The organism is Sphingopyxis sp. GW821-FHT12F08 (assembly GCF_058806755.1).
Genome location: NZ_JBXAQA010000004.1, coordinates 384068 through 409159, shown reverse-complemented (window position 1 = coordinate 409159; position 25092 = coordinate 384068). Strand labels below are relative to the sequence as shown.

Below are 25092 nucleotides of genomic sequence, written 5' to 3'. Positions count from 1 at the left end.
TAATCAGGAGAAGACGATGATCGGCCAAGCCAACGCGCAGGTGGCGCATCCCGACCGGCTCTTTATCGGCGGGCGCTGGATTCCCGTTGAAGGGAGCGGCCGTTTTACGGTGACCAATCCCGCGACCGAGGAAGTGTTCGGCGAGGTCGTCGCGGCGGGTGTGCCCGAAGTCGAACGCGCGGTCGCGGCGGCGCGCAAGGCGTTCGACGAAGGGCCGTGGCCGCGGATGTCCGCCGCCGAGCGCGCGACTTACATGCGCGCGCTGTCGGAGGCGCTGCAGCGCCGCGGCGCCGCGCTCGACAGCGCGTGGATCTCGCAGGTCGGGGTACCGATCTGGATGGCGCAGGGATCGGGCGCGGACACCGCTGGGCTGCTCGACTATTATGCCGGACTCGCCGAGACCTATCCGTTCGAGGATGTGCGCCCGTCGAACGGCATGATGTCGAAGGTCGCGGTGGTCGTGCGCGAGCCCGTCGGCGTCGTTGCCGCGATTGCGCCATGGAACGGCCCGCTCGCCTCGCTGCTCATCAAGCTGGCGCCCGCGCTCGCGACGGGGTGCACGGTGATCCTGAAACCCGCGCCCGAAACCCCGCTCGAGGCGTTCATGCTCGCCGAAGCCGCCGAGGAAGCAGGTTTCCCCGATGGCGTGATCAACCTGCTCCCCGCCGACCGCGAGGCGTCGGATCTGCTCGTCCGCCATCCCGGCGTCGACAAGGTCGCCTTCACCGGCTCGACCGAGGTCGGGCTGCATATCGCGCAGGTCTGCGCCGGGCGCATGGCGCGCTTCACGATGGAACTCGGCGGCAAGTCGGCGGCGATCGTCCTCGACGATTTTGAGCCTGAGGCGATGGGGCCGGCACTTGCGCCGATGATCACCCTGCTGTGCGGCCAGGTGTGCATCAATTTCAGCCGCGTCCTCGTGCCGCGCGCGCGTAAGGATGCCTATGTCGAAAGCCTCGCCGCGGCGATGGCGGCGACCAGTGTCGGCGATCCGCTCGACCAGGCGACGATGATGGGGCCGCTCGCGATGGCGCGGCACCATGCGAAAGTGTCGAGCTATTTCGACAAGGGCGTCGCCGAGGGTGCACGCATCGCGACCGGCGGCCGCCGCCCGCCGACGCTAAACAGCGGCTATTATGTCGAGCCGACGGTGTTCGCCGACGCGACCAACGACATGAGAATCGCGCAGGAGGAAATCTTCGGTCCGGTCACCGCGGTCATCGCCTATGACAGCGTCGAGGAAGCGATCGCGATTGCCAACGACAGTCCTTTCGGCCTGTCGGGCGGCGTCTATACGCACGACACCGATCGCGCCTATGCGGTGGCGCGGCGGATCCGCACCGGCCATTTCACCCAGAATGGCCGCGATTTCGACCTGACCAATCCGTTCGGCGGCTTCAAGAAATCGGGCGTTGGCAGGGAAGGCGGGCCCGAGGGCATCGAGCCCTTCACCGAGGTCAAGACGATCTTCCTGCCGCAAGCCCCGGGTGCGCTCGCATGAGCGCGCAGTATACAGCGGGCCTGTTCGACGTCGCGGGCAAGCGCGCACTGGTGACCGGCGCGACCTCGGGCATCGGCCGGATGATCGCGCGCGGGCTGGCGCAGGCCGGGGTCGAGGTGTGGGTCGTCGCGCGCGGCGCGGGCGATGTCGATGCGATCGTCGCCGAACTCGGCGGCAATGCGCAGGGCGTCGCGGCGGACATCGCGACCGACGAGGGCATCGCACGCGTCGCCGAAGCGCTCGGCGAGCGGCCGCTGCACATCCTCGTCAACAATGCCGGGACCGACCGTCCGACGCCGCTCGACGCCGAGGGGCGCGAGGATTTCGACGCGGTGCTGGGGCTCAACCTGACCGCGCCCTTCCTGCTGACGCGCAAATTGCTGCCGCAGCTCGAAAGCGGCGCCATGCCAGGCGATCCGGCGCGGGTGATCAACATCGCGTCGATTGCCGCGATCAATCCCGGGCATCTCGAAAATTTCGCCTACGCGTCGAGCAAGTCCGGGGTCGCGATGATGTCGCGCCACCTCGGCCGTCATCTCGCCAAGCGCAACATCAGCTGCAACGCGATCGCGCCCGGCCTTTTCCCCTCGCGGATGACCAAGCAGTTCCTCGGCATGGGCGAGGGCGACGCGGTGCCCAAGGGCTTCGTCACGCCGCTCGGCGCGCGCGCGGGCGAGATGGACGATATCGCGGGCGCGGTGATCTACCTCTCGTCGCGCGCCGGGGCATGGGTGACGGGCGTGCTGCTGCCGGTCAGCGGCGGTATCTACACCGTCAGTTGAGGTTTGTCCTGTCGCGGGGTGTTGGCGCCTGCTTCGGGGTGGGGAGCCTCCCTCCAATTCTCGTCATGCTGAACTTGTTTCAGCATCCATGGTCTGAGCTCTCGTCAGGCGCCGCGTCGAAGGAAACGGCAGGCCATGGATGCTCAAACAAGTTCAGGATGACGATGCTATAAATGGCGTGTTTCGCCCGAAACCGCCCGTTCGACGCGATAAACCCTAATCCACCCCGAAGATCGCCGAGCTGATCGTCGGCGCGCCGGGACCGCCTGCGAGCAAACAGGTGCGCGCGTTCGGCACCGGGTTCGGGCTCTCGCCGCGCAGGCAGCGCACCGCCTCGACTGCGGTGACGAAGCCATGGACGAAGCCATGCGCGAGATTGCCGCCCGAGGTGTTCACCGGCAGCTTGCCCGACGGCGCGATGAGATTTTCGAAGCGCACGACCTCGGCGACATTCTCATAGGTGCAGAAGCCATGGTCGATCAGCGACGCGATGCCTTGCGCGCTGAAATTCTCGTACAACTGGACGACATCGATGTCGGCGGGGGTCAGCCCGGCGGTGCCGTAGAGCCGCTCGCGGATCGCACGGAAACCCGCGGTCGGATAAAGCTCGGTCGCGTCGTTTTCGAGCAGGTCGCCATAACCCGCCTCGGTCCCCTGCGCGACCGACAGCAGCTTGACCGGCGTCTTCTTCAGGTCGCGCGCCATCTCGGTCGACACGAGCAGGATCGCGCCCGCGCCGTCATTCTCGCGGCTGCAATCGAAGAGGTGGAAGGGCTCGGCGATGATGCGTGAGCCGCGATATTCGTCGTGGTCGAAGGTCTTGCCATAGGCCACCGCCTCGGGATTGCGGCTGCCGTGATAATAAGACGCCCTCACCAATTCTTCGCACAGCTCGTAGGGCACGCCATGATATTCGAACATGCGCTGCGCGCGCATCGCGCAGACCTGCGCGGGGGCGAGGATGCCCGACGACACCATATGGTCGTTGAGGTGATGCGCCATGACCGCCGCCGACAGCCGCCCGCTGTTGCCCTCGACGAGCGCACGGAACACGACGACAGCGCGTGCCTGTCCGGTGAGGATCGCCGACGCGGCGATGCCGAACGCCCCCGCGATGCCGCCCCCGCCGCCGCCCCAGACCTGCGCCGACCAGTTGATCGCCTTGGTGCCGAGGTCGGGCATCAGCCGCACCGGCTCGTTCTTGTCGTCGCCATAGGAGACGAAGCCATCGACGTCGGCGGGATCGAAGCCCGCGTCCTCGCACGCGTCGACGATCGCGCGGACGAGCACGCCGCGTTCGGGCACGGGCGCGGTGCCGCGCTTGTACTGGCGATAACCGACGCCGGCGGCGGCGGTGAGGCCCGACAGCTTCGGGGTCATAGGAGCCTCCAGCGCAGCGCGGGGATCTGCGCGTCGCCGAATGCGGTGCGCGCGATCGTCCCGGTGACGGGGGCGCTAATCTTCAGCCCGGTCTCGTCGCCTTCGAGAACCCCGACGAGGCGAACCGGCACCGCGTTCAGGGTGACGATCAGCGTCGAAAAGGGTTGGTCGAACCCCTCGGTCCCGCCGAAGGGGTGGTGGGTGCGGGTGTAGGTAAAGACCTCGCCGCCGAGCGATTGTTCGACCCATATATGGTCCCAGCTGCCGCAGCTGCCGCAGCGCCACACCGCGGGCCAATGCCAGCGCCCGCAACCCGTGCAGCGCGGCAGTTCGAGCCGCCCTTCCAGAAGCGCGTCCCAATAGCGCCCCTCGGCGCCGATCGGACCCGTTGCCGAATGATAGGTCATTCGCCCCTTGCCATCCTTTCCCGCCGCATCGCCCGTGCGGCCATTGCATCATTTATCTACTATATATAGATTTGATCGAAGCGTGCAATGAGGAAGTGCACCGCAGCATGGATGTGCGAGCGGATGGGAGAGACAATGATGCTCAGAGTGACTTTCTGCCTCAAGCGGCTATCCGAGCTGACGCGCGAGCAATTCCAAGACTATTGGCGTAACAAGCATGCGCCGCTGGTCAAGGAACATGCCGCCGCGCTTGGCATCCGCAAATATGTCCAGTCGCACAGCCTGACGCTCCCGGGCGCCTTTCCGCTCGCCGACGTGCGCGGCTCCTCCGGCCTCGATTTCGACGGCGTCGCGCAGCTGTGGTGGGACGATATGGCCAGCTTCGCCGCGGCCGGGTCGACCGAGGCGGGGCGTATCGCCGGCGCGCTGCTGCTCGCGGACGAGAAGACGTTCATCGACCTGCCCCATTCGCCGATCTTCCTGTCGGACGATTTTCACGTCATCGACTAAGGCGGGGCGAGTCTCGCTATTTCGGCCGCCCCGTCGCGGTCACGGGCTCGCGGCTCGCCATATGCGCCTCGGCCTGCTGCCGCGTCACGTCGGCCAGCGGTTCGAGGGTGGCGTCGTCCTTGAGCGTCTGGATGCCCGCCGCGTCGATGCCGAGCCAGTCGGCGATGACCTCCGCGCTCTGCTCGCCGCTGAGCGGCGCGGGGCGCCGCGGCGGGGCAGGCAGGTCGGCGGTCCACACGACATAGGCATCGCCGACCACCTCCTCCTGCAGCCAGGGATGGTCCTCGATCCGGTAGAAGCCGCGCTCGCGATAATAGGGGAAGTCGGGAAGCTCGGCGAGGCGCAGCATCGGTGCGGCGGCGATGCCGGCCGCCTGCAGCGTCTCCGCCGCGTCGCGCGGCGTGCGGTCGGCCAGCCAAGCCTCGAGCCGAGCGTCGATTTCGCCGCGTGCGGCAAGCCGCCTGGCGGCGGTGTCATAGGCCGCGCCTTCGGTATAGCCGATCGCCTCGCACAGCCGCGCCCAGTCGGCGTCGCCCTCGACCGTGATCACGCACCATTCGTCGTCGCCGGCGGCGCGATACACCCCCCACGGCCAGTCGGTCGGCGTGCCGCCCGCAGACGTACCGCGTACGACATCGGCGGCGAAATGGCCGATCATCACCTCGGACTGCGCGACCTTGGCGACCCCGCCGCGCCCGGTACGCAGGCGGCGGATCAGCAGCGCCGCGATCCCGATCGCGCAGATGCGCCCCGCGACATGGTCGGGATAGACGGTGATCGAATCGCTGAAACTCTGTGGATCGTCGGGATAACGCCAGGCGAGCGTCAGCCCCGTCGACGCACGGACCAGCGGGCCATAGCCCATCCGCCCGCTCCACGGCCCGGTATCGCCGAAGGCCGAGCTTTCGGACACCACGATGCGCGGATTGACCGCGCGCAGCGCGGCCTCGCCGAGGCCCAGCTTCTCCATCGTGCCGGGCTTGAAGTTCGAGCAGACGACGTCGGCCTGTTTCACCAGGTCGAAGAACAGTTGGCGCCCCTCGGCGCTGCGCAGGTCGATCCCCAGGCTGCGTTTGTTGCGATGGCCGGCGGCGAAACTCACCGACATGCCATGCTCGAGATAGGATTGGCGGCTGCCATCTGGAAAGGCCTGGCTTTCGATCTTGATGACATCGGCGCCGAGATCGCCGAGCAGGCGCGCGCCCTCGGCACCGACGACGATGACGCCGAGGTCGAGCACCTTGAGGTCGCCGAAGGGGGCGAGGGGAGCCGTGCCGGGGGCCGCGGGAAACCCGGCATCCTCCGCTGCCGGCAACGGACCCATGCGCTCGCCGTCGATCGTCAGGAATCCATTGGGCAGCCGCGTGCCGTCGGCCAGCGTCGCGACCGCTTCGCGCGCGGCGGCGTGGTCGCTGTCGAGAAATTCGCCGAGCGTCAGCACCGACGCGATCGGTACGCCGTGCTCCTGTCCACCGAGCTCCAGGTCGACACGGCGTTTGTCGGCGAAGAAGCCGGCGATATGGGGCAGCAAGTCCGCCGACGCATAGCGGTGCGACGTCCGGTCGAAATCGGGCGAAGCGAATTGTTCGGGCTCGCCCATCCACCGGAACATGCCGCGCCACTGGCGCTTCGCGAGCAGGCAGATGCGCACATAACCGTCGGCGCAGCGCATGATCGGATATTGGAACCCCACGCGCGGCCGGTCGCGCATCAGCAGGCCGACGGGCTTGCCCATCGTCGCGCTGCCGTTGATGCCGAAGCCCGGGTCGAGCCCCTGCACCGCGCCGTCGAGCGCGGCGAAATCGAAATGCGCGCCTTCGCCGCCGCTGAGCACGCGGTACAGCGCACCGAGCAGCGCGAACACCGCCTGCGGCGCCGCGCATTGATAGGCGAGGTCGCCGGGCGGCAGGAGCGGTTCGCGACCGCGAATGCCCGACCGTGACAGGACTGCCGACAGCGCGTGGAGCACCGGGCCGGTCGCGCGCCAGTTCGTCAGCGGCCCGTTTTCGCCGAAGTCGCTGACGGTCATGGTGACGAGGGCAGGGCGGGCGCGGCGAAGCGCTGCGAGGTCGACCCCCGACGCCGGGCCGACGATGACGATATGCGCGCGCGCGATCGCCGTCGCGGCGGTCGGACCGCTCAGATCCTCCGCGTGAATCCGTTTCCCCGCATGGGCGACGACCGCTTCCGCGCTAGCATCGGCATCGGCATCGGCATCGGGTGCGAAGCGATCGACCGCGGCGCCGAGGTCCGCGAGATAGCGCCCGATCATCGCTAGCGGTCCCTGCACGCTCTCGACGATGCGGATGCCGGACAGCGGGCGATTGGACATATATCTTCCTTCTGATCGACGGGCGCCGACGCAAAAAAAGGTGCGTCGGGCGTGTCCGCCGCTTGGCATATCTGCGCCACCAAGAAAAGTTAATTAATCGACTAATTCGTTTTGCGGTGCCGGCCTTCTATGATAGCGGCCACGCCACGGAGAGCTGCCGATGGACTTCACTTTCACCGACGATCAGCGCCAGTTGCGCGACGCGCTGCGCGGCTATCTTCAGCGCAACAACGGGTTTTCGGCGCGCACGGCCAATGTGCGCAGCGCATCCGGCTGGAGCGAATCGCTGTGGCGTGGGCTGGCAGGCGACCTTGGCATTTTGGGCGTGCTCGTGCCCGAAGGCGCAGGCGGCGTCGGCGGCGATGCGGTCGACATGATGGTCGTGATGGAGGAACTGGGTGCGAACCTGCTCGTCGAGCCCTATCTCGAAACTGCGGTGATCGGGGCGTCGGCGCTTGGCGCCGCGCATGGGGCCGAACTGGCGGCAATCGCCCGCGGCGACATGCGGATCGCCTTCGCCTGGGCCGAAGCCGAAACGCGCTTCGACCGCGAGCCGCGGGGCACCATTGCGCTGCGCACGACGGTCGGCTGGCGGCTCGACGGACGCAAGATCGTCGTGACCGCGGCGCCGATGGCGACGCATTTCCTCGTGACCGCGCGCATCGGCGAGCAGCCGGCACTTTTCCTCGTCGAAGCGGGTGCCGTCGGCCTGTCGCAGCAGGGCTTCCCGACGATCGACGGCCGCCGCGCCGCCGACGTGACCTTCGATGCCGTGGCAGTGCCCGAAGGCGCGCTCGTCGCGCGCGGCGCCGAGGCGATCGAGCGGCTTTGCGACATCGCGACCGCGATGCTCGGTGCCGAGGCGCTCGGCGTGATGCGCGTGATGCTCGACGACACCATCGCCTTTACGAAAGAGCGCCACCAGTTCGGACAGGCCATTTCGACTTTCCAGATACTCCAGCACCGCATGGTCGACATGTATATGCAGCTCGAGCTTGCGACATCGGCGGTCTATCGCGCGGTACTCAGCTTCGATGCAGCCCCGGACGAACGTGCACGCGCCGTGTCGGCGATGAAGGTGACCGTCGCCGACGGGTGCCGCTTCGTCGGCCAGAATGCGATCCAGCTCCATGGCGGCATGGGCATGACCGACGAGGTTCGGGTGACGCATTATTTCCGCCGCGCCACCGTGATCGAAAGCGAATTCGGCTCGGCCGACTGGCACCGCCGACGCTTCGCCGCCCTGTCGCGCGCGGCCTGAGGAGGGATCGATGGACATCGCCTGGAGCGCCGACGAAATCGCCTTCCGCGACGAGGTGCGCGCCTTTCTAGCGGACAAGCTGACAGATGAACTCCGCGCGAGCGGCGCCCATATGACCAGCGTCTACGCCGACCCGGCGCATGCGCGCGCCTGGCAGGCGATCCTGCACGAAAAGGGCTGGGTCGCGCCGTCCTGGCCGGTCGAATATGGTGGTACCGGCTGGAGCCTCGCGCAGCGCTATGTCTGGCAGCGCGAACGCATCGCCGCGGGCGCGCCGCCGGTCTCGCCGATGGGCGTCCAGATGTGCGGCCCCGCGATCATCGGCCATGGCAGCGCCGGACAGAAGGCTTTCTTCCTGCCGCGCATGCTCTCGGGCGAGCATTTCTGGTGCCAGGGCTATTCCGAAACCGGCTCGGGTTCCGACCTCGCCAGCCTCCAGTGCCGCGCCGAGGACGATGGCGATCATCTTGTCGTCACCGGCCAGAAATTGTGGAGCACGCATGCGCATGTGGCGAACTGGGGCTTTTTCCTCGTCCGCACCGCGACGCTCGACCGGCCGCAGAAGGGGATCAGCTTCCTGCTGATCGACATGACCAGCGCCGGCGTCACCGTGGTGCCGACGGTCTCGCCCGCGGGCGAGAATATCCAGAACGAGATTTTCCTCGACGCCGTGCGCGTGCCCAAGGCCAATGTCGTCGGCGCGATCGGCGACGGCTGGACCGTCGCGAAATATCTGCTCGAGTTCGAGCGCGGCGGCGCGGCCTACGCGCCGGGCTTGCAGATCGACCTCGACGAGATCGAGCAATTTGCGCGCGACGTTCGGGGCGATGCCGGCGGGCGGCTGATCGACGATACTGCCTTCGCCGATGCGATCGCGCAGGCGCGGATCGACGTGCTGGCGCTCGAAATCTTCGAATTCCGTGCGATGAGCGATGCCGGGACAGGGCGCTATCCGCATGCCATTCCGTCGCTGATGAAGATCCGCGGCACCGAATTGCAGCAGCGGATCACCGAGCTGCGCCTGCTCGCCGCCGGCCGCTATGGCATGGCCTATCAGCCGCAAGCCGGGGTTTCCGCGGGTCCCGTCCATTTCCCGCATGCAGAGGGCGCCTTCGCCGGGCCGCGCGAGGCGGCGATCGCGCCGATGCGCTACGTCAGCGAACGCGCCGCGTCGATCTATGCCGGGACCAACGAGATCCAGCGCAACATCATTGCCAAGATCATGGGCCTCTAGCTTGTGTCGCCATTCAGCCCAGGGCGGCCTGCAAATGGCGATTTCCCGCGCTTCCGGTGCTCACGTACTGAAGTACGCTGCGCTCCGGTCGCGAAAAATCACCATTTTCGACTCACCCTGAACTGAATGGCGACACAAGCTACGCCCCCAATCGGAGAGACAAGATGACCGACACTCCCGCCGTGCTCGCCGAACGCCGCGGCCATGTCCTGATCCTGACGATCAACCGTCCCGAGGCGCGTAACGCGGTCAACGCCGCGGTGCATGTCGGGCTGGGCGAGGGGCTCGAACGGGCCGAGGCCGATCCCGAGATCCGCGCGGTGATCGTCACCGGCGCGGGCGACCAGGCCTTTTGCGCGGGCGCCGACCTGAAAGCGCTGTCGCGCGGCGAGCGGCTCGAGCCCGAAGACAAGGCACAGCGCGCCTGGGGCTTCGCGGGTTTCGTGCGGCACCCGATCGGCAAGCCAATCATCGCCGCGGTCAACGGCTTCGCGCTTGGCGGCGGCACCGAGCTCGTGCTCGCCTCCGACCTCGTGATCGCCGCCGACCATGCGCAGTTCGGGCTGCCCGAGGTCAAGCGCGGGATCATCGCCGCGGCGGGCGGTGCCTTTCGCATCGTCCAGCAACTGCCGCGCAAGGTCGCGATGCAGCTGTTGCTGACGGGCGAGCCGATCTCGGCGCAGCGCGCGTTCGACCTGGGCCTCGCGAACGAGGTGGTTCCACTGGGCAAGCTCATGGAGGCCGCACTCGATTTCGCCGAGCGCATCGCGGTCAACGCACCGCTCGCGGTGCAGGCGAGCAAGCGCATCGCGATGGGCATCGCCGAGGGCCGGATCGCCGGCGACGACGAATATTGGGAAGCGAACAAGCGCGAGACGCGGCTCGTCTTCACCTCCGCGGATTCGCGCGAAGGCCCGCGTGCCTTTGCCGAAAAGCGCCAGCCCATATGGCAGGCCCGTTGAGGAAGCGAAGAATGCCGGACGACAACAGCCCGATCATCGTCGGTGTCGGCCAGATCAATGATCGGCCGGAAAACCCCGCCGACGGGCGCGACCCCATCCTGTTGATGGCGGACGCGCTGCGTATCGCCGAAGAGGACGCCGGCACGGCGTTGCTCGCCGACGCCGATTTCCTCGGCATCGTCCAGCAGATATCGTTCCGCGAGATCCGCGATGCGCGGGGGCCCCTGGCCGGCGAACTCGGCATCGCGCCCGCGACGATGGTGCAAAGCGAAGGACCGAACGGCGACAGTCCGGTGCTGCTGCTTAACGAGGCGGCCAACCGGATCGGGGCCGGCGAGTGCCGGATCGCACTGGTGTGCGGGGCCGAAGCGCTGCGAACCGCGGCGGCCAGGGCCGCGGCGCAAGAGTCCGGCCGCCGCGTCGATGCGACGCGCGAAGCGGCGCAGCGCCGCGAACCGAGCTATGCGCAGCAATATGGACTGGTCGCGCCGGTCGACGTCTATCCGCTCTACGAAAATGCGCTCCGCGCATCGCTGGGGCAGAGTTTCGACGAAGCGCAGGCCGAAAGCGGGACGATCTGGTCGCTCTTTTCGGAGGTCGCAGCCGCCAATCCCAATGCCTGGATCCGGGGGGCGGTCAGCGCCGCCGAGGTGACGACGCCGTCCCAGAGCAACCGGCCGATCGCCTTTCCCTATAACAAGCTGATGGTCGCCAACGCCTCGGTCAACCAGGGCGCCGCCTTCATCGTGACGAGCGTCGGAGAGGCGCGCCGGCGCGGGATCGCCGAGGATCGCTGGATCTATGTCGGCAATGGCGCCGCCGCGCACGAACCGAACAGCCCGTTGCAACGCGATCGCTACGACCATAGCGCGAGCATGGCGGTCTCGATCCGCCGGACGCTCGAATTGAACGCAGTCGATCCGTCGCAGCTGGACATGGTCGAATTGTACAGCTGCTTTCCCTGCATCCCCAAGCTCGCGCGCCGGATCATCGATTGGCCGGCCGACTGGCCCGCGACGGTCTTCGGCGGCCTGACCTTCGGCGGCGGGCCGATCGGCAATTATATGGGACACGCCATCGCGAGCATGACCGACCGGCTGCGCGCGGAAGGCGGGACGGGGCTGCTCTTCGCCAATGGCGGCTATGCGACGCATAATCACAGCATCGTGATCAGCAGCGCGCCGATCGCGGCCGCCTCCTTTCCCCGCCGTTACGACTATCAGGAGGAGGCCGACGCGATGCGCGATGCAATTCCGGCGCTGGCGCGCGACTATCTGGGCGACGCGACCATCGAAAGCTACACGATCCTTTACCGGCGCGACGGATTGCCGAAGGCGGGCGTGGTGGTTGCGCGGACGCCGGAGGGCGAGCGGACGCTCGCGCATGTCCCGCCCGGCGACAGCGAGGTTCTACGGCGGCTCGCCGATGCCGACACCGATCCCGTCGGTGCGCCCGGCCGGATCGTCGAGGGCGCGGCGCTTCGCGAATGGCGCTTTGCGTGATCGCGAGGGGGCGGATCGAGGGGCATTCGACGCGTTGCAGCCTGCTGGCTGTTCAAAGCCGGGCAATGATGGCATCTGTCGGCCTAATGCCGATAGGGAAAGGGATCAGTTTGCCCGCCAGCCAAGCCAAGAGAAAAAAGGGACCGGGACGCCCGCTGACGCCGCTGATCACGCGCGAAACCGCGATCCAGGTGTCGATCGACCTGCTCGATCGCAAGGGCCTCGACGCGCTGACGGTGCAGGCGGTGGCGCGCGAACTGAACGTCCAGGCGCCGTCGCTCTATTATCATTTCAAAAATCGCGACGAGCTTCTCCACATGATCGCCCGGACCTTGCTGGTCGAGGTGGGGCAGGGAGAAAAGCCCGGCTCGTCGTGGGAGGAGCGGGTGATCGACCTCGCGGTCGCGACGCGGCGCGTGATGCTGACCCATGCGCATGCCGGGCCGCTGATGCTCCGCTTCTTTCCGCGCGAGTTGATGCTCGGCGCCTATGAGCGCGGGCTGTCGGATTGCCCTTATCCGCCCGAGCATCATCTGGCGGTACTCGAGGCGCTCGAAAAGCTGACCTATGGCAAGTCGCTCTTCGACGCGGCGGCCAAGGCGCACGACCATGCCGCGATGCCGCCGGTCGATGCGGCGCGCTATCCGCTGCTCGCCGCGGCGATCGCCAAATCGCCGGTGTCCGACGAGGCGCTGTTCGTCGAGACGCTGGAGGTGCTGCTCGATGGTTTCAGATTTCGGTACGGACAGAAGGGCGGGGCAATATGATCGAGGGTGGATGCAATTGCGGTGCGGTGCGCTACCGTGCCGAAGGCGAGCCGATCGTGGTGGCGCAATGCCACTGCACCAATTGTCGCCGGCAATCGGGCAGCGCCTTCTCGATCAACCTGCTCTTCAAGGGTGCCGCGGTCATCCATGAAGGCGAGCTTTCGGTCTATGAAGACAAGGACACATTCTCGGGCAACGCGGTGTTGCGCAAATTCTGCGGCGGCTGCGGGTCGCCGATCTTCTCGGAGCCCACCGACGGGAAGGGGCTGTTGATCGTCAAGGCCGGGACGCTCGACGATCCGGCCCCCTTCGTTCCGACGGTCAGCGTCTGGACGTCGACCGCGCTGCCGTGGGTCGTGCTGCCCGAGGGGCAATATGCGTTCGAAAAGAACGCCTGACGTATCGGGTCAGGCGGTGTAGCCGCCGTCGACGACGACCTGCGTCCCCGTGACGAAGCTGCTTTCGTCGGAGAGCAGGAACAGGACCGCGCCGACGCTCTCCTCGGGCTGTGCGACGCGCCCGAGCGGGGTCAGTTGCGCCCCGCGCAGGAGCGCCTCGCTGTTCGTCGTCTCGGTCAGCAGGCGCGTCGCGAAAAAGCCCGGGATCAGGACGTTGATGCGGATGCCGCTGGGCGCGAGCTCCTTCGCGGCCGCCCGCGACATCCCGATCACCGCTGCCTTCGCGGCCGAATAGGCGACCAGATTGGCATGGGCTTTGGTGCCTGCAGGCGATGCGACGTTGACGATCGAGCCCCCGCCCGATTGCAGCATCGCGCGTGCGCCCTCGCGCATGCCGAAAAACACGCCATTCTGGTTGACCGCGACGATGCCGGCCCACTCTTCGTCGCCGATTTCGACCAGCGGGCGCGTGGCACCGACGCCGGCATTGTTCACAATGCCGTCGATCCGGCCGAACCGCCCCACTGTGCAGTCGACCGCGGCCGTCCAGTCTTCGGACTTCGTGACGTCGAGCGGCACGAAATGCGCCTTGCCGCCGAGCGATGCCGCGATTGCCGTTCCGGCGGCCCGGTCCCGGCCGCCGAACACGACCTCGGCGCCCTCGCGCACCATTCCGCGGACCTGCGCTTCGCCCATCCCCCGCGTTCCGCCCGACAGAAGGACGATCTTCCCCGACAACCGGCCCGCCATCCAGCTTCTCCCATATGACCCGCGCCATTCGCCGCCGCTATCTACAAGGTATAGATATATGCGCCCGGTTGCAATGGCGGAGGCCTTTGGAGATGGGGGCTCGCAGATACGCGGGACCGGCCATGCGATTTCGGGCCCAAGGATTCGGCGTAGCGAAATCCTGGAGCAGGATTGTCATGGGATTGGCTTGAAAGCGCCGCTAGGGCCTTTTGTTCAAACGCTACGCTCGAGCGATTGATTGAATTGGTCGGGACGAGAGGATTCGAACCTCCGACCCCCACACCCCCAGTGTGATGCGCTACCAGGCTGCGCTACGTCCCGACCGGCCCTGTTGGGCAGGCGAGGCCCCTAGCGCGGGTCGGCGGGGGATGCAAGCGCAGAGGTTAGCGAAGTCGACGGACGGCGATGCGATATCCTTTCCAGCCGTCTTGAACTCGCGCGCCGCCGCCCCATTTTCGCTCTGCTTGCCGCGGGGGGCGGCACGCAGCCGCCGGTTGCACGCTCCGCCCCCGCGTGATAGGCGCCGCGCCATTATCTTGCGCGCCGGCCCGGGTGGGGACGGCGCCGCTTTCGAACGGAAAGATTCTCATCGATGTCGACGAATTTGCTTCTGAGCCAGGCGGCCGGATCGGGCGGCGGGGCCGCGCTCTTTGCGGGACAGATCGTCCCGCTGGTGCTGATCTTCATCGTCTTCTGGTTCTTCCTGATCCGCCCGCAGCAGACGCGGATGAAGGAGCATCGCGCCAAGATCGCGGCGGTGAAGCCGCGCGACCAGGTGGTGACCGGCGGCGGCATCGTCGGCAAGGTGACGCGCGTCGACGATGATTTCGCCGATGTCGAAATCGCGCAAGGCGTGAAGATCAAGGTCGTGAAGTCGACCCTGTCGGACGTCCTGCAGCCCGGCGCCAAGCCCGCCAACGACTGACGCGGCGGCGCCCGCCGCGGCGGGCGCGCGCCCAAGTTATCGGACCAAAGACATGCTCGATTTCCCGCGCTGGAAAACCATCAGCATCAGCCTGTCGCTGCTGTTCGGCATCCTGTTCGCCATCCCGACCTTCCTGCCCCAGAAGACCTTCGACCAGCTGCCCAGCTTTGCGCAGATCAAGGTCAATCTGGGGCTCGACCTGGCGGGCGGCAGCCACTTGCTGCTCGAGGCCGACATCGCCGACCTCAACAAGACCCAGCTTTCCAACATGGAAAAGACCGTGCGCGTGTCGATGCGCGGCGAGACCGGGTCCGACGACGATATCGCGATCGGCGATTTCAAGGCGTCGGGGAGCACGATCAGCTTCCTCGTGCGCGACCAGAACCAGCTCGACGATGCGCGCGACCGGCTGTTCCGCGAGACGCAGGGCGCCGGGCTGACCGGCCAGCGCGACTGGCAGATCGAGGTCGTCGATACCACGCGTATCGTGATGACGCTGACCGCGTCGGGCCGCGATCAGGCGATCGACCGCGCGATGGAAACCGCGCGCGAGATCATCGACAAGCGCGTCAACGAACTGGGCACGCGCGAACCGACGATCATCCGCGAGGGCAGCGACCGCATCGTGGTGCAGGTGCCCGGGCTGCAGGACCCGAAGGCGCTGAAGGACCTCCTGGGCCGGACCGCGCGGCTCGAATTCCGCATGGTCGATCCCAATGGCACGGTGGGGGCCGGCGGTCCGGTCAACGTCCCGATCGGCAGCGAATTCGTGCCCTATGCCCCCAATGAAGGCGGCGGCGCGCCGGGCGAGATTTTGAGCCGGCAGGTGATGATCAGCGGCGACCAGCTGATCGACGCGCGGCAGGATTTCAACCAGGCGCAGCTGCCGGCGGTGTCGATCCGCTTCGATTCGGCGGGGTCGAACACCTTTGCGCGCGTCACCGGCGCCAACGTCAACAAGCGCTTCGCGATGGTGCTCGACGGCCAGGTGTTGTCGGCGCCGACGATCAACGAAGCGATTCTGGGCGGGCAGGCGCAGATTTCGGGCAGCTTCACGGTGCAGACCGCGAACGAGCTGGCGATTGCGCTGCGCTCGGGCTCGCTGCCGGTGAAGCTCGACGTGGTCGAGGAACGCACGGTCACCCCCGAACTCGGCAAGGATTCGATCGAGAAGGGCGCGATCGCGGGAATCATCGCGACAGTGTCGGTGCTGGCACTGATGCTCGTCGTCTATGGCCGTTTCGGCGTCTATGCGAACATCGCGCTGGCGTTCAACGTGTTCCTCATCATCGCGATCATGGCGGCGTTCAACGCGACGCTGACCCTGCCCGGCATCGCCGGCTTCGTGCTGACGATCGGCGCCGCGGTCGACGCGAACGTGCTGATCAACGAGCGAATACGCGAGGAGTTGAAGCGCGGCCGGCGCGTGTTCCAGGCGGTCGAGCTCGGTTACAGCGAAGCGAGCCGCGCGATCTTCGACGCCAACGTCACCAACGTCATCGCCGCGGCGCTGATGTTCTGGTTCGGCACCGGGCCGATCAAGGGCTTCGCCGTGGTGCTGACCATCGGCATCGTCACCAGCGTCTTCACCGCCGTCACCGTCACCCGCATGTTCGTCGCCCATTGGCTGCGCAGCGCGCGGCCGACGTCGATCAACATTTAAGGGAGCGACATCATGCGCTTGCTGAAATTCGTCCCCGACGACACCAACATCGATTTTCTGCGCTGGCGGAAAGTCGCCTCGTTCATGAGCTTTTTCCTCGTCGCGATCTCGATCGCGCTGGTGGCGGTCAAGGGCCTGAACCTGGGCGTCGACTTCGTTGGCGGCCAGTCGGTCCGCGTCGAATTCACCCAGGCGATGCCGCCGATCGACGATATTCGCGAGAAGGTCAGCGCGATCGGCCTCGGCGAACCGACGATCCAGCAGTTCGGATCGGACAAGGCGATCTCGATCCGCACTGCGCTGCCCGAAGGCGACAAGGCGTCGGCCGACCGCGCGGGCGAACAGCTCGTCGCGGGGATCGCCAAGGCCTTTCCTACCGCCAAGACCGGCACGGTCGAGACGGTGTCGGGCAAGGTGTCGGGCGAATTGCTGCGCACCGGTGCGATCAGCCTGGCGCTCGCGATATTGGGCATCTCGATCTACATCTGGATCCGCTTCGAATGGCAGTTCGGGGTCGGGGCGCTCGGGCGCCTGTTCCACGAGGTCGCGCTGACCTTCGGCCTGTTCGCGGTGACGCAGATGCAATTCGACCTGAACAGCGTCGCGGCGCTGCTGACGATCGTCGGCTATTCGCTGAACGACACGATCGTGGTGTACGACCGCATCCGCGAGAACCTCAAAAAATATCGCAAGATGGACATCATCCCGCTCCTCAACCTCAGCATCAACGAAACGCTGTCGCGCACGGTCATGACGACCGTCGCGATGCTGCTTGCGCTCGGTATGCTGCTGATCTTCGGACCCGACGTCATCTTCGGCTTCACCGCGGCGATGCTGTTCGGCGTGTTCATCGGCGGCTATTCGTCGGTGCTGATGTCGACCCCGGTGCTGGTCTGGCTGAAGGTCGGTCCCGACAGCTTCGTGCCGCGCACGAGCGCCGGTATGGCGGGCGGCGAGCGGATCGAGCGCAAGGACGACGGCGCGGTCGTCTGATCGGCTAGAGCAGGAAAATCACTATGGCCCTGAGCCTGTCGAAGGGCGCTTCACCGAGAAGCGCCCTTCGACAGGCCCAGGGCTATGTTTTCATTTGGACGGCCCGATTGAGCGGCCCGCACACCGGTGGAGATGCTCCCCCAACTCGCGGCCGTTGCGGTCCCAGTCGAAGCGGCCCCCGAGCGTCGCGGCGACGTCGGCGGGCGCGGGCGGCGCGGCGAGGATCGCGCGCACCGCTTCGGCGATGGCCGCGGGAGAGCGCGGGGCGATGCGACCGGCGACGGGCGAGGTGACGAGTTCGGCGGCACCGCCGGCGTCGCTGATCACGATCGGGGTGCCGCAGGCGAGCGCCTCGACCCAGGCGTTGGCGAGGCCTTCGCTGGCCGAGGGCATCACCACGATGTCGGCGGCGCGGTAAAGCTGGGGGAGTTCGGCATTGGCGACGGCGCCGAGGAAGTGGACGCGGTCGGCGACGCCCAGCTTTTCGGCGCGCGCGCGGTAGCGGCCCTGCTCCTCGCCCGCGCCGGCGAGCCAGTAGTGGACGCCGGGGAGCGCGGCGAGGGCTTCGATCACCAGCGCCTGCCCCTTGCGCGGGATGAGCGCGCCGACGGTGAGGATCGCGGGGGCATCGCCCATGCCGAGCGAGGCGCGCGCGGCGGCGCGGTCGCCGGGATGGAAGCGCGTCGTGTCGATGCCGGTGTAGTGGACCGCGATCTTCTGCGCGTCGATGCCGATTGCGGCCATGTCGCGGCGCATCGCGTCGGAAACGGCGAGCAGGCCGGCAGCTTTGGCGGCGGCTTCGATCAATTGCGGAGCGGTGGCGGGGTCGTGGCCGAAATGGCTGATGTCGGCGCCGCGTGCCTTGGCCGAGAAAGGCAGGCCGAGCGTTTCGGCGACGCGCATCGCTGCGGGGCCGTCGGGGTAGAAGAATTGCGCGTCGAGGATATCGGGCGCGGCGGCGCGGGCGATCGGGAGGACCGCGCGCGCGATGGCGGCGGGATTGTAGCGTGCGCCGACCTTCGGGATCAAAGCGAAGCGCGGGCGGTGGACGGTGAGGCCGTTCCACTGCTCCAGTTCCGGCAGGTCGCGAAGCGCCCGGTAGCGCGGGTGGAGCGACAGCGGGAAGGGCGGCAGCCCGACGGGCGCGACGACGGTGAGTTGGATACCGGGCTGCGCGGCGAGCGCGCGCAGGCTTCGTTCGACGAAGAGGCCGAAGTTCGGGCGCGCGGCGTCGGGGAAGAGCGTCGCGATGCTGAGGACGCGGAGGGGCGTGTTCATGCCCACCCTCTCATCCGTTCGTGCTGAGCTTGTCGAAGCACTGTTCTTTCTTTCGTCAAAGAGAAGGACGGTCCTTCGACAAGCTCAGGACGAACGGGTTTTAGAGGGTGCGGATCAGCCGCACCGCCACGGCGGCCCAGGGCGGGTTGCTGACGACCTGCTGGCGCTGGCCGGTGCCGAGCGGGAGCAGGTGGAGCTTCTCGCCGTCGACGTTGAGCAGGCGCGCGAAGAAGAAGCGGCCGGCGGGGCGCGGGACGAGCAGGTCGCGGTTGAGCATGCCCGCCCAGTCGCCCTCGATGCGGCGGCACCAGATTTCGTCGCCCGCGCGATAATCGCCGATCGACGAGGTCACGCGCACCGCGACCATATCCTCGCCCGGGCGCGCGGTGAGCGCCTGCTCGACGCGCGTCGGCGCCTCGACCCCGTCGGCGCCGAGCAGCGCAGTGATGGTGAGCTGGGTGTCCTGCGGCAGTTGCACGAGCTCGGCGGCATCGACGCCGAGCGCCTTGGCGATGCGGTTCATCCAGCCGAGCGACAGCGTGCGCGTGCCGGTTTCGAGACGGCCGATCGTCTGCGCGGTGGTCGGGGGGGCGCAGCGCAGCGCCACATCTTCGAGGGTCAGGCGCTTGGCGCGGCGCACGGCGCGGATGCTGTTGATCATGGCGACCTCATCGTTAAAATCTAGCTATAACCAAATCGGTTTCTTCTTTCCTAAAAAATATTCCACTGTCAAGCCTGCTCTCCCAGCAAAGGAGAATCATATGGCCGGCCCCCGACTCGAAACGCGCATCCACCCCGACGACCGGCTCGACCCGGGCAAGACGGGGCCGCAAATGATGCGCCACGTCAGCGTCAATGTCGCCGAAAGCCCGATCGCCTGGCTGGCGGCGCGTGGGCATCTGACCGCGGCGCAGCTCGGCGCGGGCGAGCGGCTGCGCGCCGATTACGAGCGCGCGGGGCTCGCGGCGCGGGTGACGATGCGCTGGGACGCCGCGGCGCCCGCCAAGACACGCGGCGGTGCGAGGGCGGCGGACGCGTCGCTGGCGCGGATCGACGCGCACCGGCGTTTCCACGCCGCGCTCGACGCGGCGGGGCCGGGGCTCGCCGACATCTGCTGGCGGGTGATCTGCGCGGGCGAGGGGATCGGCTGCGCGGAGAAGGGGCTTGGCTGGCCCGCCCGGTCGGGGAAGCTGGTACTGGGGCTGGCGCTCGACCGGCTGGCGCGGTTTTACGGGACGGGATGAGGGGGCGGGGGCGGGAGCCGCCGCAGGCTATCATAATATTCGCGCAGAGGCGCAGAGGCCGCAGAGAGGAAAGACAATCCTCTCTGCGGCCTCTGCGCCTCTGCGCGCATTCATTTCGTCAGATGAAGTTCGTCGGCTTTCGGGCGACTGCGGACAAACCAAACTTATAAATCCCGTTCGTGTCGAGCGAAGTCGAGACACCCATGGGGAGCGCATGCCTTCGCGTGTCTCGACTTCGCTCGACACGAACGGAAATAGAGGACGGTCCGGAAACCACCCCAAAGCGGACGGCGGGTTATCCCAGCGCCTCGACCGCTTCAGCCAGTTCCAGCCAGCGATCCTCCGCGGCGGCCCTTTCGGCGCGCAGCGCTTCGAGTTTTCCGGTCAGCGCGGTGAAGCGGGCGTTGTCGCGCACGAAGAGGTTGCCGTCGGAGAGCTCGGCTTCGATGCCTGCCATCTCCGTCTCGATCTCCTCGATCCGCGCGGGGAGCAGGTCGTAGTCGCGCTGGTCCTTGTAGCTCAGCTTCTTGCGCGCCTGCGGGGGCGGCGGGGCGCTTTCGGTCGAGGCCGATTTGGCTTTCGCGGCATTGGGCTTCGTCCGTTTGGCTTCCCAGTCGGCATAGCCGCCGGCGACGATATCGACCTTGCCCGATCCGTCGAGGCCGAGCGTCACCGTGACGGTGCGGTCGAGGAAGTCGCGGTCGTGGCTGACGAGCAGGACGGTGCCGGCATAATCGGCGATGACTTCCTGGAGCAGGTCGAGCGTTTCGAGGTCGAGGTCGTTGGTCGGCTCGTCGAGGACGAGCAGGTTCGATTCGCGGGCGAATTCGCGGGCGAGCAGGAGCCGCGAGCGTTCGCCGCCCGACAGCGCGCCGACGCTCGCCTCGACGACACCGGGGTCGAAGAGGAATTCCTTGAGATAACCCTGGATATGTTTCTTGACCCCGCGCACCTCGACCCAGTCGCCGCCGTCGGCGAGGATGTCGCGGACGCGCTTTTCGGGCGACATCAGGCTGCGCTGCTGGTCGATGACGATGCCGTCGAGGGTCGGGGCGAGGGTGATCTTGCCGCTGTCGGGTTCGATCTCGCCGGTCAGCAGCTTGAGCAGGGTCGACTTGCCCGCGCCGTTGGCACCGACGATGCCGATGCGGTCGCCGCGCTGGACGCGGAAATCGAAATTCCTGATGATCGCGCGGTCGCCGAAGCTTTTGCTGATATTTTCGGCGACGATCACCGATTTGGAGCGGACGTCGTCGTTAGCGAGCCCGAGCTTGGCGACGCCGGGACCGCCGATCATCGCCGCGCGGGTCGCGCGCATTTCCTTGAGTTTTTCGAGCCGGCCTTGGTTGCGCTTGCGGCGCGCGGTGACGCCGCGTTCGAGCCAGTGTGCCTCGAGCCGCAGTTTCGAATCGAGGCGCTGTGCGGCGCGGGTTTCCTCGGCGGCGACGGCATCGCTCCATTCCTCGAAGCCGCCGAAGCCGATTTCCTTGCGGCGGATGCTGCCGCGGTCGAGCCACAGGGTCTGGCGCGTCAGGCGGGTGAGGAAGGTGCGGTCGTGGCTGATCGCGACGAAAGCGCCGGTGTAGCGGGCGAGCCAGCTCTCGAGCCAGTCGATCGCCGCGAGGTCGAGGTGGTTGGTCGGCTCGTCGAGCAGCAGCACGTCGGGGTTTTGCGCCAATGCTCTCGCCAGCGCAGCGCGGCGGCGCTCGCCCCCCGAGGCGCTGGCGGCGGTGCGGCTCATGTCGATGCCGAGCTGATCGGCGATCGCGGCGACTTCGTGCTCGGGCGGGGCATCGGGGGCGGCGACCGCGAAGTCCATGAGGGTATCGAAAGGGCGGAAGTCGGGTTCCTGCTCGAGCATCACGACATGCGTGCCGGGAACGATGACGCGCTTGCCCTTGTCGGCGTCGATCTGTCCCGCGAGCAATTTGAGCAAGGTGGTCTTGCCCGCGCCGTTGCGGCCGATCAGCGCGAGCCGGTCGCGCTCGCCGACGTAGATGTCGAGGTTCTGGAACAGCCAGCCGCTGCCCTGGACCAGGCCAAGGCCTTCGTATGAAAGAATGGGAGCTGCCATGATGAACGGCTCGCTACTGAGGTGTTCAGCATCATGCAAGCGCCGTGCAGGCAAAGGCGGGAACGCACTCGCTCCGTCTGCGTATGGGGCGGGCGTTCATCACGGCCGGGGGTTCCGGTCACAGGAGAAGACAATGACGAAGCATATGCTCACCGCTATGGCTAGCGCTCTCGCGCTGACGGCGGCCACGCCGGTTCTTGCGCAGCAGCAGGGAGGTTCGACGGTGACGACAGCGAGTGTGCAGGGGCCGATCCTGAGCTTCAGCGTCAACGAGGAGGTGCGCTCGCGCCCCGATCAGGCGACCGTCGGCGCCGGGGTGCAGACCACCGCGCCGACCGCGGTCGAGGCGATGCGCCTCAACGCCGCGGCGATGGACAAGCTGATCGCGGCCGCGAAGGCGCGCGGGATCAAGCCCGAAGATATCCAGACGAGCGGCATCAACCTGTCGCCGCAGTACGACTATAACAACACGGGCAATGGCCAGCCGCCGCGCTTCATCGGCTATCAGGTCAACAATACAGTCCGCGCCACCACGCCCAAGATCGACGATATCGGGCCGCTGCTCGACGCGCTGGTCGCGGCGGGCGGGACCAATATCGAAGGCCCCTGGTTCGGCATGAAGGACGCCGACGCGCAGCTCGTCGGCGCGCGCGGCGCGGCGATCAAGGAAGCCGAAGCGAAGGCCGCCGACTATGCGCGGCTCGCGGGCTTCCGCGGCGCCGAGCTGGTGTCGATCAGCGAGGGCAGCTTCGGCGGGCCGATGCCGCCGATGCCGATGGTGCGCCTGCAGGCGATGGACGCCGCGGGCAAGGCGACCCCGGTCGAGCCGGGCCAGGTGTCGAACACGCTGACGCTGAGCTTCCAGTATCGGCTGGTGAGGTAATTCCAACGAGGGGTCGGTGAAAGCCGACCCCTCTTTCCGTTCGTGTCGAGCGAAGTCGAGACACGCGAAGGCACGCGCTCCCCATGGGTGTCTCGACTTCGCTCGACACGAACGGGATTTGAGGTGGGCCTTTAGCCCGGCACTCCCTTAATCCAGTTCGCCCTTAATCCAATTCTCCCTCCGCCCACGGCCAGGGCCGTTCGCGGAACCATTTGGTGATGATGTACTTGCGCCCCTTGCGCACCTTCATCCCGTGGTGGAGCGTGTCGTCGTTGGTGGTGCCGTCGGGGCGGACATTGTTCCAGGCGAGCAATTTTCCTTCTTCCGGCTGGTGCATCTTGCCCGTCGCAAGGAAGCGCGTCGCGCCGCCGGCGGGGGGCTCGTTGAGATAGACCATCAGCGTCCAGCTGCGCTGGCCCGGGATCGCGCAATATTGCTCCCAGTCGCTGCCGCGCGGATCGAAGAAGTCGGTGTGCGCCTTGAACTCCTGCCCGACGTCGTAGCGCTGGCCCTGCAGCGGCTCGCCATATTCGGACGGGATGCCGGTGAGGGCGTGGAGCCGGTCGTTGACCGCGCGCACCACCGGGTCGCGGTGGTCGAGGTCGCAGGTGGTGCTGGTGCGGAACGCATCGTCGCCATTGGGGTCGGCGATCGTCGAGGGGCGGACGTCGCGGTCGATGCGTTCGATCAGCGCGGCGCAGGTCGCGGCATCGAGGAAGTTCGAGAGCATGAACTGCTGGAGCTTGGGAGTCGGGGCGCGGCGGATGCCGGGCACGGCGGCGAGCCGCTCGGCGGTGCGGTCGGCGCCCGATGTGGCCATATCGACGATCTTGTCGGTCATGGCGCGCTTTTAAGGGGCATTGCCCACACGAACAATGCTTGACGAACGGGGCCTAGCGCGCCTATCGCCGCGCGCTGTCGAGGCGGTTTCGCCCGGCGTGTGGCGACCATAGCTCAGTTGGTTAGAGCGCCGGTTTGTGGTACCGGAGGTCGCGGGTTCGAGCCCCGTTGGTCGCCCCATTTCCTCTATCATCGCGTATAGACGCTTTAGGGGTGACTCGCCGCACTCGTTGCATTATTGCGTTTTGACGTAATTTTCTAACGCGAGGAGTCGCGCATGTCTGCTGTCTGGGATTTCGCCGATTTCGACGATCATGAGCATGTTCATATGTTCCGCGATCGGGCGAGCGGGCTGACCGCGGTCATCGCCGTCCACTCGACGCACCTCGGCCCCGGCGCAGGCGGGGTGCGCTACTGGCATTATCCGCAGCGCAAGGCGGCGATCACCGATGCGCTGCGCCTGTCGCGCGGCATGAGCTATAAAAATGCGATGGCGGGGCTGCCGATGGGCGGCGGCAAGGGCGTGATCCTGGCCGACGAAGGCGTGGAGAAGACCCCCGAACTGCTCGCGGCGTTCGGGCGCGCGGTCGAATCGCTGGGCGGCGCCTATGTGACCGCCGAAGATGTCGGCATGTCGGACGCCGACATGGTCGCGATCTCGAAGCATACGAAGCATGTCAGCGGCCTGCCGGTGGCGAGCGGCGAAGCGGGGGGCGACCCCGGCCCGCTGACCGCGCTCGGCGTCTATCTGGGGATCAAGGCGGCGATCGCGAACGGCCTCGGCACCGATAGTGCAAAGGGGGTGCGCGTCGCGATCCAGGGCGTGGGTAGCGTCGGCGGCGGGGTCGCGCGGCGGCTGGCGGCCGACGGCGCGATCCTGACGCTCGCCGACGTCAACCTGGCGCGCGCGAAGGCGCTCGCCGACGAACTGGGCGCCGACCTGGCCGATTCGGCGGCGATCATGGAGATCGAGGCGGATGTGCTGAGCCCCAATGCGCTCGGTGCGATCCTGACCGAGGAGAGCATCGCCAAGCTGCGCGTGCCGATCGTCGCCGGCGGCGCGAACAACCAGCTCGCGACCGCGGCCGACGGCCAGCGCGTGCACGACCGCGGCATCACCTATGCCCCCGATTATGTGATCAACGCGGGCGGGATCATCAACGTCGCGCTCGAATATCTCGGGCAAGGCAGCCGCGAGGAAGTCGAGAGCCGCATCCACCAGATCCCGGGCCGGCTGGCCGACATCTGGGCCGAGAGCAGGGCGAGCGGCACCCCGGCGTCGGTGGTGGCCGACCGGATGGCGCAGAAGCTGATCGGGCGGGGGTGAGTTGGTTGAGGCCCTCCCCTTCAGGGGAGGGCAGCGAGACTTGGCAGCTTGCTGCCTATGTCGCAGCGGGTGGGGGCAG

At 67.3% G+C, this 25092-nt stretch carries 23 protein-coding genes and 2 tRNA genes; 16 read left to right on the top strand and 9 right to left on the bottom strand.

All coding sequences use genetic code 11. The annotated features are described in order from the left end of the window. Positions 1–16: 16 nt before the first annotated feature. Both AC1RNQ_RS13940 and AC1RNQ_RS13935 read left to right on the top strand, forming a co-directional pair. Positions 17–1501 (top strand): aldehyde dehydrogenase, encoded by a 1485-nt coding sequence (locus tag AC1RNQ_RS13940; protein WP_493171825.1) that lies wholly within the window; start codon positions 17–19, stop codon positions 1499–1501. After that, complete coding sequence (locus AC1RNQ_RS13935; RefSeq protein WP_493171823.1) at positions 1498–2283, top strand: SDR family NAD(P)-dependent oxidoreductase; 786 nt, start codon at positions 1498–1500, stop codon at positions 2281–2283. Before AC1RNQ_RS13940 ends, AC1RNQ_RS13935 begins: the two co-directional genes overlap by 4 nt. 216 nt (positions 2284–2499) lie before the next feature. On the opposite strand, the gene AC1RNQ_RS13930 is transcribed toward AC1RNQ_RS13935, so the two are convergent. Then, positions 2500–3663, bottom strand: a complete 1164-nt coding sequence (locus AC1RNQ_RS13930; RefSeq protein ID WP_493171821.1) for a thiolase C-terminal domain-containing protein — start codon at positions 3661–3663, stop codon at positions 2500–2502. Continuing rightward, complete coding sequence (locus AC1RNQ_RS13925; RefSeq protein ID WP_493171819.1) at positions 3660–4070, bottom strand: Zn-ribbon domain-containing OB-fold protein; 411 nt, start codon at positions 4068–4070, stop codon at positions 3660–3662. The genes AC1RNQ_RS13930 and AC1RNQ_RS13925 overlap by 4 nt, the downstream gene beginning before the upstream one ends. A 135-nt stretch (positions 4071–4205) precedes the next feature. Here AC1RNQ_RS13925 and AC1RNQ_RS13920 point away from each other — a divergent pair, with 135 nt between their 5' ends. Beyond that, entirely contained in the window at positions 4206–4580 is a 375-nt protein-coding gene (locus tag AC1RNQ_RS13920; RefSeq protein WP_493171817.1) for an EthD domain-containing protein, read from the top strand. Positions 4581–4596: 16 nt separating this feature from the next. On the opposite strand, the gene AC1RNQ_RS13915 is transcribed toward AC1RNQ_RS13920, so the two are convergent. Then, positions 4597–6912 (bottom strand): CaiB/BaiF CoA-transferase family protein, encoded by a 2316-nt coding sequence (locus AC1RNQ_RS13915; RefSeq protein WP_493171815.1) that lies wholly within the window; start codon positions 6910–6912, stop codon positions 4597–4599. A gap of 160 nt (positions 6913–7072) precedes the next feature. Between AC1RNQ_RS13915 and AC1RNQ_RS13910 the strand changes: the two genes are divergently transcribed. The 6 genes from AC1RNQ_RS13910 to AC1RNQ_RS13885 all read left to right on the top strand — a co-directional run bounded on the left by AC1RNQ_RS13910 (position 7073) and on the right by AC1RNQ_RS13885 (position 13036). Continuing rightward, the gene (locus AC1RNQ_RS13910; protein WP_493171813.1) at positions 7073–8173 is read left to right on the top strand and encodes an acyl-CoA dehydrogenase family protein; all 1101 of its coding nucleotides are present in this window, start codon (positions 7073–7075) and stop codon (positions 8171–8173) included. Positions 8174–8183: 10 nt separating this feature from the next. Then, a complete protein-coding gene (locus AC1RNQ_RS13905) occupies positions 8184–9407 on the top strand; it encodes an acyl-CoA dehydrogenase family protein (protein ID WP_493171811.1) in 1224 nt (407 codons plus the stop codon). Between the two features lie 164 nt (positions 9408–9571). Beyond that, complete coding sequence (locus AC1RNQ_RS13900; protein ID WP_493171809.1) at positions 9572–10369, top strand: crotonase/enoyl-CoA hydratase family protein; 798 nt, start codon at positions 9572–9574, stop codon at positions 10367–10369. A gap of 11 nt (positions 10370–10380) precedes the next feature. Continuing rightward, a complete protein-coding gene (locus tag AC1RNQ_RS13895) occupies positions 10381–11871 on the top strand; it encodes an acetyl-CoA acetyltransferase (protein ID WP_493171807.1) in 1491 nt (496 codons plus the stop codon). 110 nt (positions 11872–11981) lie between these two features. Next, positions 11982–12638: a TetR family transcriptional regulator gene (locus tag AC1RNQ_RS13890; RefSeq protein WP_493171805.1), complete on the top strand. Its 657-nt coding sequence runs from the start codon at positions 11982–11984 to the stop codon at positions 12636–12638. Further along, a complete protein-coding gene (locus tag AC1RNQ_RS13885; RefSeq protein WP_493171803.1) occupies positions 12635–13036 on the top strand; it encodes a GFA family protein in 402 nt (133 codons plus the stop codon). The genes AC1RNQ_RS13890 and AC1RNQ_RS13885 overlap by 4 nt, the downstream gene beginning before the upstream one ends. Positions 13037–13045: 9 nt before the next feature. Here the strand turns inward: AC1RNQ_RS13885 and AC1RNQ_RS13880 are convergent, their stop codons facing one another. Both AC1RNQ_RS13880 and AC1RNQ_RS13875 read right to left on the bottom strand, forming a co-directional pair. After that, positions 13046–13786, bottom strand: a complete 741-nt coding sequence (locus AC1RNQ_RS13880; RefSeq protein ID WP_493171801.1) for an SDR family NAD(P)-dependent oxidoreductase — start codon at positions 13784–13786, stop codon at positions 13046–13048. 244 nt (positions 13787–14030) lie between these two features. Next, positions 14031–14107, bottom strand: a tRNA-Pro gene (locus AC1RNQ_RS13875). Positions 14108–14378: 271 nt separating this feature from the next. On the opposite strand from AC1RNQ_RS13875, the gene yajC reads away from it, so the two are divergent. The 3 genes from yajC to secF are packed head-to-tail and all read left to right on the top strand — an operon-like array spanning position 14379 to position 17367. Further along, positions 14379–14711, top strand: a complete 333-nt coding sequence (yajC, locus tag AC1RNQ_RS13870; RefSeq protein WP_493171800.1) for a preprotein translocase subunit YajC — start codon at positions 14379–14381, stop codon at positions 14709–14711. Between the two features lie 52 nt (positions 14712–14763). Beyond that, positions 14764–16374, top strand: coding sequence for a protein translocase subunit SecD (secD, locus tag AC1RNQ_RS13865; protein ID WP_493171798.1), 1611 nt, complete (start codon positions 14764–14766; stop codon positions 16372–16374). Positions 16375–16386: 12 nt separating this feature from the next. Further along, positions 16387–17367, top strand: coding sequence for a protein translocase subunit SecF (gene secF / locus AC1RNQ_RS13860; protein ID WP_493171796.1), 981 nt, complete (start codon positions 16387–16389; stop codon positions 17365–17367). A gap of 90 nt (positions 17368–17457) precedes the next feature. Here the strand turns inward: secF and AC1RNQ_RS13855 are convergent, their stop codons facing one another. Both AC1RNQ_RS13855 and AC1RNQ_RS13850 read right to left on the bottom strand, forming a co-directional pair. Beyond that, positions 17458–18645 carry a glycosyltransferase gene (locus tag AC1RNQ_RS13855; protein WP_493171794.1) on the bottom strand — a complete coding sequence of 396 codons (1188 nt, stop codon included), beginning with the start codon at positions 18643–18645 and terminating at the stop codon, positions 17458–17460. A 100-nt stretch (positions 18646–18745) separates the two neighbouring features. Then, positions 18746–19306 (bottom strand): helix-turn-helix domain-containing protein, encoded by a 561-nt coding sequence (locus AC1RNQ_RS13850; RefSeq protein ID WP_493171792.1) that lies wholly within the window; start codon positions 19304–19306, stop codon positions 18746–18748. Between the two features lie 100 nt (positions 19307–19406). Between AC1RNQ_RS13850 and AC1RNQ_RS13845 the strand changes: the two genes are divergently transcribed. Beyond that, entirely contained in the window at positions 19407–19889 is a 483-nt protein-coding gene (locus AC1RNQ_RS13845; protein ID WP_493171790.1) for a DUF6456 domain-containing protein, read from the top strand. 295 nt (positions 19890–20184) lie between these two features. Here the strand turns inward: AC1RNQ_RS13845 and AC1RNQ_RS13840 are convergent, their stop codons facing one another. Continuing rightward, positions 20185–21963 carry an ABC-F family ATP-binding cassette domain-containing protein gene (locus tag AC1RNQ_RS13840; protein ID WP_493171788.1) on the bottom strand — a complete coding sequence of 593 codons (1779 nt, stop codon included), beginning with the start codon at positions 21961–21963 and terminating at the stop codon, positions 20185–20187. Positions 21964–22120: 157 nt separating this feature from the next. Here AC1RNQ_RS13840 and AC1RNQ_RS13835 point away from each other — a divergent pair, with 157 nt between their 5' ends. Next, complete coding sequence (locus tag AC1RNQ_RS13835; protein ID WP_493171912.1) at positions 22121–22846, top strand: SIMPL domain-containing protein; 726 nt, start codon at positions 22121–22123, stop codon at positions 22844–22846. Between the two features lie 163 nt (positions 22847–23009). Here the strand turns inward: AC1RNQ_RS13835 and AC1RNQ_RS13830 are convergent, their stop codons facing one another. Continuing rightward, on the bottom strand, positions 23010–23687 hold the full coding sequence (locus tag AC1RNQ_RS13830) for a prolyl hydroxylase family protein (RefSeq protein WP_493171786.1): 678 nt from the start codon (positions 23685–23687) through the stop codon (positions 23010–23012). 102 nt (positions 23688–23789) lie between these two features. On the opposite strand from AC1RNQ_RS13830, the gene AC1RNQ_RS13825 reads away from it, so the two are divergent. Together AC1RNQ_RS13825 and AC1RNQ_RS13820 are read left to right on the top strand one after the other, a co-directional pair. Further along, positions 23790–23866 (top strand) — tRNA-His (locus AC1RNQ_RS13825). Between the two features lie 97 nt (positions 23867–23963). Next, entirely contained in the window at positions 23964–25013 is a 1050-nt protein-coding gene (locus tag AC1RNQ_RS13820; protein ID WP_493171784.1) for a Glu/Leu/Phe/Val family dehydrogenase, read from the top strand. Positions 25014–25092 lie beyond the last annotated feature (79 nt).

Coding starts and splice junctions, on each gene's coding strand:
- AC1RNQ_RS13940 (WP_493171825.1), top strand. CDS start 17: ATGATCGGCCAAGCCAACGCGCAGGTGGCGCATCCCGACCGGCTCTTT.
- AC1RNQ_RS13935 (WP_493171823.1), top strand. CDS start 1,498: ATGAGCGCGCAGTATACAGCGGGCCTGTTCGACGTCGCGGGCAAGCGC.
- AC1RNQ_RS13930 (WP_493171821.1), bottom strand. CDS start 3,663: ATGACCCCGAAGCTGTCGGGCCTCACCGCCGCCGCCGGCGTCGGTTAT.
- AC1RNQ_RS13925 (WP_493171819.1), bottom strand. CDS start 4,070: ATGACCTATCATTCGGCAACGGGTCCGATCGGCGCCGAGGGGCGCTAT.
- AC1RNQ_RS13920 (WP_493171817.1), top strand. CDS start 4,206: ATGATGCTCAGAGTGACTTTCTGCCTCAAGCGGCTATCCGAGCTGACG.
- AC1RNQ_RS13915 (WP_493171815.1), bottom strand. CDS start 6,912: ATGTCCAATCGCCCGCTGTCCGGCATCCGCATCGTCGAGAGCGTGCAG.
- AC1RNQ_RS13910 (WP_493171813.1), top strand. CDS start 7,073: ATGGACTTCACTTTCACCGACGATCAGCGCCAGTTGCGCGACGCGCTG.
- AC1RNQ_RS13905 (WP_493171811.1), top strand. CDS start 8,184: ATGGACATCGCCTGGAGCGCCGACGAAATCGCCTTCCGCGACGAGGTG.
- AC1RNQ_RS13900 (WP_493171809.1), top strand. CDS start 9,572: ATGACCGACACTCCCGCCGTGCTCGCCGAACGCCGCGGCCATGTCCTG.
- AC1RNQ_RS13895 (WP_493171807.1), top strand. CDS start 10,381: ATGCCGGACGACAACAGCCCGATCATCGTCGGTGTCGGCCAGATCAAT.
- AC1RNQ_RS13885 (WP_493171803.1), top strand. CDS start 12,635: ATGATCGAGGGTGGATGCAATTGCGGTGCGGTGCGCTACCGTGCCGAA.
- AC1RNQ_RS13880 (WP_493171801.1), bottom strand. CDS start 13,786: ATGGCGGGCCGGTTGTCGGGGAAGATCGTCCTTCTGTCGGGCGGAACG.
- yajC (WP_493171800.1), top strand. CDS start 14,379: ATGTCGACGAATTTGCTTCTGAGCCAGGCGGCCGGATCGGGCGGCGGG.
- secD (WP_493171798.1), top strand. CDS start 14,764: ATGCTCGATTTCCCGCGCTGGAAAACCATCAGCATCAGCCTGTCGCTG.
- secF (WP_493171796.1), top strand. CDS start 16,387: ATGCGCTTGCTGAAATTCGTCCCCGACGACACCAACATCGATTTTCTG.
- AC1RNQ_RS13855 (WP_493171794.1), bottom strand. CDS start 18,645: ATGAACACGCCCCTCCGCGTCCTCAGCATCGCGACGCTCTTCCCCGAC.
- AC1RNQ_RS13850 (WP_493171792.1), bottom strand. CDS start 19,306: ATGATCAACAGCATCCGCGCCGTGCGCCGCGCCAAGCGCCTGACCCTC.
- AC1RNQ_RS13845 (WP_493171790.1), top strand. CDS start 19,407: ATGGCCGGCCCCCGACTCGAAACGCGCATCCACCCCGACGACCGGCTC.
- AC1RNQ_RS13840 (WP_493171788.1), bottom strand. CDS start 21,963: ATGGCAGCTCCCATTCTTTCATACGAAGGCCTTGGCCTGGTCCAGGGC.
- AC1RNQ_RS13835 (WP_493171912.1), top strand. CDS start 22,121: ATGGCTAGCGCTCTCGCGCTGACGGCGGCCACGCCGGTTCTTGCGCAG.
- AC1RNQ_RS13830 (WP_493171786.1), bottom strand. CDS start 23,687: ATGACCGACAAGATCGTCGATATGGCCACATCGGGCGCCGACCGCACC.
- AC1RNQ_RS13820 (WP_493171784.1), top strand. CDS start 23,964: ATGTCTGCTGTCTGGGATTTCGCCGATTTCGACGATCATGAGCATGTT.